Source organism: Streptomyces sp. NRRL S-495 (assembly GCF_000966955.1).
GTDB classification, from domain to species: Bacteria; Actinomycetota; Actinomycetes; order Streptomycetales; family Streptomycetaceae; genus Kitasatospora; species Kitasatospora purpeofusca.
The window spans coordinates 1-4,679 of sequence record NZ_JZWY01000757.1; the positions used below are offsets into that span (position 1 = coordinate 1).

The 4,679-nt window shown below is 70.1% G+C and carries 3 protein-coding genes; 1 reads left to right on the forward strand and 2 read right to left on the reverse strand.

All coding sequences use genetic code 11. The features are described from left to right. Nucleotides 1-439: 439 nt before the first annotated feature. A complete protein-coding gene (locus VR45_RS32795) occupies nucleotides 440-1,153 on the reverse strand; it encodes a transposase (RefSeq protein WP_107084345.1) in 714 nt (237 codons plus the stop codon). A 93-nt stretch (nucleotides 1,154-1,246) separates the two neighbouring features. Then, entirely contained in the window at nucleotides 1,247-2,125 is an 879-nt protein-coding gene (locus VR45_RS32800) for a carbon-nitrogen hydrolase family protein (protein ID WP_234326397.1), read from the reverse strand. A gap of 713 nt (nucleotides 2,126-2,838) precedes the next feature. Here VR45_RS32800 and VR45_RS32805 point away from each other — a divergent pair. Continuing rightward, the coding region (locus VR45_RS32805; protein ID WP_045943536.1) for an RICIN domain-containing protein at nucleotides 2,839-4,679 on the forward strand (1,841 nt) is incomplete at its 3' end.

A 4,679-nucleotide genomic window follows, 5' to 3' on the forward strand; every position in this document is an offset into this window, starting at 1 on the left:
GTGATGGCATAGACGCCGTTCGGTACGGGTGCCACGGTTGACTCCACTCTGGCAGGCGGCACCGCCAGGGCGCCGCCCAGGCGGCACCGCCAGGGCGCCGCACACTACTGGACGAGTCGCATTCAACCGCCGCCGAACCAACCGCATACGGACGAATCGCCGGAACCTCACTCCATCGAGACCCGCATTCGCACACTCGCCCGAGACTCGAACGCCCACGTTGCGCCGCGCTCTCGGACCGGGCCGCCCCGCTGCCCGCCCGGCAAGGCCGACACCCGCTCCGCCTCGCCCTCCCGTCGCCTGCCAGGCGGCCATCCGCAGCGCCGCGTACGGTCGGCTCACGACTGGGTTTCCTCGCCGGCCTCCCTCCGTGAGCCACTAAAGCTTGTTGCAGAAGTGTGGGTGGGGGCAGGTCGGTGTGTGGTCTGGCCTGCTGGTTTCATGCGGTGCGGGCGAGGTTGTGCATGTGGGCGACGGCCTGCACGGCGTGGTGCAGGCCGTCGCCCTTCTGTCGGCAGTCGCGGAGGATCTTGTAGTTCTTCATGCGGGCGAAGGTGTGCTCGACGCGGGCGCGTACGCGTCGGTGTTCGGCGTTGTCCTCCTCCTGGGCCCGCAGGAGGAGGCGGCCGGCGCGTTTGCGGTGCGGGATCACCAGGCCGGTGTCGATGTACGCCCCGTCCGCGAGGACGGTGGTGCCGGCACACGTGGCGGGCAGGTCGGAGGCGCGCCAGGCGTAGGCGTCGGCCTTGTTGCCCGGTACGGGGCGGGCGGTGGCGACCACGAGGCGGGTGTCGGCGTCGACGACGACCTGCACGTTCGCGGAGAAGCGGTAGTTGCGGCCCGACGCTGCGACGCTCCGGTCGGGCACGGGGATCAGGGTGCCGTCGACGATCCACAGCCGCTCCACGCCCGGGGCCGGGCGTGGAGCGGCTTCAAGGGCCAGGAGCGGGCCGAGACGCTGGACGACGCGGCAGACCGTGGCCGTCGAGATCCCGAACAGCGGAGCCAACTGCCGCATCGTGAGGTTGGTCCGGTAGTACACGGCGACCAGCAGGACCCGGTCCGCCGGCGGCAGGCACCACGGCCTGCCGCCGCCCGGCCCGTTGCCACCGCGCTCACGCACCACCCGCACCAGACCCTCGAACTGCCGCATCCGCAGCCCCGTGAACGTCTCCACCCACACCGGAGAAATGCCCAGTCCCGGACCTTCCGGAACAAGCTTTAATCGCATCGGACCTGCTCGTCTTCAGAAGGCCGCAGTACGGTCTTCACTGCGCGGGTCGGTCACCTGGTGCCCTGCGTACACGCCCGCGCGTGACTTGCGGCGCCAGGGACGCGCATAGGCCATTGCTTCGGCGGCGACCTCGGAACCGTTGTCGAGGTCCACGACCGCCACCGACGGCGAACCGTCCGTGGGGCACCGCTCAAGCCAGTCGCCGTTGGGGGTGACGACTCCGGACGGCGCGGTGGCGCTGTGCTGCGTCGGCACCGAGACGCTGACCCAGTAGCTGTTGGTCGCGGCGTGGCCTCGGGCTTGGGCGGCGACGTTGCCCGGGGAGACGCCGGTCGTGGAGAACAGGACGCAGTCGACGTCCAGGCTTTCGTACTCGGCGAACAACTCCGGGTAGTGGATCTCCATGCCGAGCAGGCAGCCGAAACGCACCCCGTCGACGTCGAAGGTCACCGGCGAGATGCCCGGCGAGTACATGTACGAGACCTTCGTGTTCGAAAGCACTCGCTCGTCGTAACGGGAGACGACCTCGCCGCGATCGGAGATGACGTAGAGACTGTTGTGCGGGCGGTTCGGCTCGGTCAGCCGGTGCACCGAGGCGATCACCGTCCACAGCCGCAACTCGCCTGCCAGCTCGGTGATCGCAGCCAACTCTGCTCGAAGAACCGGCCACTGGCACCGATTCCAGTCCGCCGGGCCAACCGCGTCCGGGCCGTCGACGGACATGACAAGTTTGTGGGGAAAGCAGATCGCACCTTCCGGGAAGTGCACGATCCTCGCGCCCCGAGCACTCGCCTCGCTCATCAGAGCACGGACCTGACGGCCGCTTTCGCGCAGCGCGTCCACGTCTCGGGGGTCCTCGCGGACGGGGGTCTGCGCGACGGCGATCCGCACGCTCTTGGGGTTCCCTGCTTCCGAAATGACGTCTCCTGTTGGAGTCGGGCGGAAGTGCCGGAGGGCAGACGTGTAGGACTCGCCGGTCCTGGCGGCGCGGGCGCGCACCTGGCGCTTGAAGTTCCTGTGGGCTGTCATCGTGGCCTTCCACGCCTTGAGCGACCGTTCCCCAGCAACCTCGCCCTAGGCGATCGGGCTGCGACAGCGGCCTGAGACGCTAGTCCCTTTGCCTCCGATGGGAGACCGTGCTGGGGACGGTCGCGGGAGGTTCGGCGTAGGCCACGCAGTTCGTAATCATGCCGTCACCCACAGACTCCGTCAACCACCGCCTCCCGCTCACTGATCACCTGCAACCACTGACCGACATCGGCACTGTTCGTCCAGGAGCAGGCGGAGTCATCGGTACAGCCGCCGCCCCGGGGCGTCCGGCCATGGTCGAGGTTCGTTCGCCCGGGCCGAGTTGCCCCGACCGGCACAGGCCCTGGCCCCCCTCGAACCTCGGACGAACCCTCACACACCCCGGCGCGCTGCCGATCGGCCGTTGATGCGATGTATACCTCCGCATGGTTCGGTGCCGGTCGGCGAACCGCGTCCTGCGGGAGCCGGTCCAGTTCCCGCGATGTGAGGACGGCATGTTCGAACAGCACAGCCCACCAAGTCCGATGCGAAATCCGGCGATACCACTGTTCCCCACGCGGCCCCGGGCATCGGGTGTGACGGTCGTACTGATCCTGGCCCTGCTCGCCACGATGGTGCAGCTCCTCCCGGTGCTCACCCGGCCGGCATCCGCCGCGGTGGCCGACCGCACGGTGGCGACCTGGAACATGCAGAAGGCGGAGAGGAACTGGCCGATCGCACTGCAGTACCTCCTGCCGGGGCGGGAGGCGGTGGCCCTCCAGGAGGTTTCGAACAGTGTGACGGACGCCGGCGCAGTCGGCTACCAATACATGCCGGCGAACCTTGCGGTGGATTGCGGGGCCTTCGACCGGGACGAGGGCGTCCAAGGACAGACTCCCAACGAGTACTGGGTGTGCAAGCACCGGTTCCAGGCTCTCGTCCCGGGTGCGCGTGACGTCTACGTCTACTTCCTCGACACCGGCAGTCAGAACACCCATCTCGCCTTCCTGGCCTACGCGGACCTGGACGTCCACGATCAGACCCAGGTCGACGTGATCGGCCGCCGCGGCCGGTTCGACAGGAGGGGCTCCTACCCGAAGCCCATGCTCGGGATCAAGATCGGCGATACCTGGCTCTACAGCGCCCATCCCCTCACCGGTGGCGGTAAGGACGCGGTCGACCTGCTCGACGCGCTCGACGCGGCGAAGCCGGGGCAGAAGTGGGCGGTCATGGGCGACTTCAACCGGACCCCCGGAAGTCTCGCCGGGGCGCTCGCCACACGTCCCACGTGGCGTGTGATAGCGAGCGGCCAGGAGACCCGGCCGACGAGTCCGGCAGGGAAGCGCGAACTGGACTACATGGTCGCCAGTGACCCGACAGGAATAGCCCAGGACTACAGCGCCTTCGTTCAGGGCTACTTCAACCACGCCCAGTCCGACCACCTGCCGGTCGGGTTCCGGCTGGAACCGGATCCCCAGCGCCGTCAGAACCCGCGGGACCACTGTCCGCCGGGCCTTCCGCCGCTTCCCCGCGTCGCGGCCGTACCGGCCGTCGCCACCACCGCGTCCGACACCACCACCTCGCAGACACCTGCGAGTACCGACACCCCGGCACCGCAGCACGGCAGGACCTCGGTCCTGACCTCGGCCTCCGGCAACCTGGTCGCCGACGTGGCAGGCGGCTCCCCGACCGCCGGCGCGGCGGTGCGCGCGGCCGCGCCCGCCTGTGCCCCGCAGCAGAACTGGGCCACCTGGCAGAAGTCCGACGACACCTGGGTGATCGAGACCGGACTGACCAACGGCACCACCCCCGCAGGACAGGGCAGCGTCCTCGGCCTCCCCACCTACGGCGACCAGGTGGCGATCCGCCCGATCGAGAACGACGCCACCGGAAAGCCCGACGGCAGTCCGGGCCAGCGCTGGAAATTCACCCCGGCCGACCAGGACGGCTGGTACCGGATCACCGCCGCGTCCACCGGGGCCTGCCTCACCGCGTCGACGGACGGGGCCGGCCTGACCGCGACGGACTGCGACGGGTCCGACCGGCAGCGGTGGCGGCTGTCCATGCCGTGCAATGGACCCGGTCACGCCGTTCCGGGATTCCCGGACACTCCGTGGCCGACCGTGGCGGACCACCCCGAGCTGACCTGGCCGTCCCTGCCCGGGCACCCGGCCGTCGCCTGGCCGTCCGTCCCCGGCTACCCGAACATCCCCATGCCCGGCCACCCCGATCTGCCGGAGATCCGCTGGCCCGGGTTCCCGACCGTGCCGAGCCGGCCGTGGCCGACGATCGGCGGCCACCCCGAGGCCACCTGGCCTTCCGTGCCGGGCTTCCCGACCGTCCCCTGGCCCGCGATGCCCGGGCACCCCGACGCCCCGTGGCCGGTGCTGCCGCTGCCCGGCAACGGGAACGACGACGGCACCGCCCTGGTCCCCGG